Below are 432 nucleotides of genomic sequence, written 5' to 3'. Positions count from 1 at the left end.
TAATGGCTGGTGTAATGGGCGTTGATAAAATCGATACTGGTGTACTAGGTGGTATCCTAGTCGGTGGTGTTGCTGCTTGGGCATTCAACCGCTTCTTCCGTATTCAACTTCCTGAGTACCTTGGCTTCTTCGCTGGTAAGCGTGCTGTACCAATCATCACAGGTTTCTCTGCGATCGGTCTAGCAATCCTACTATCTGTAGTATGGCCACCAGTTGGCGGCGCTATCTCTGCGTTCTCTGATTGGGCTGCTCACCAAAACCCACAAGTGGCGTTTGGTATTTACGGTATCGTTGAGCGTTCTTTAATTCCATTTGGTCTTCACCACGTATGGAACGTACCATTCTTCTTCGAAGCTGGTACTTGTGTAAACGCTGCTGGCGAAACTCAAAATGGTGTTCTTACTTGTTACCTAGTTGCTGATGACGCATCTC

At 47.5% G+C, this 432-nt stretch carries 1 protein-coding gene; it reads left to right on the top strand.

What is annotated here, in order from left to right; translation table 11 throughout:
• Positions 1 to 432, top strand: a 432-nt coding sequence (locus A3712_RS10190; protein ID WP_197465812.1) for a PTS transporter subunit EIIC, incomplete at both ends; no start/stop codon positions are given.

The organism is Vibrio sp. HI00D65 (assembly GCF_001635455.1).
Lineage (GTDB): Bacteria > Pseudomonadota > Gammaproteobacteria > Enterobacterales > Vibrionaceae > Vibrio.
Note: the sequence above shows the minus strand (reverse complement) of the source record. Positions and strands in the feature narration are given on the sequence as shown.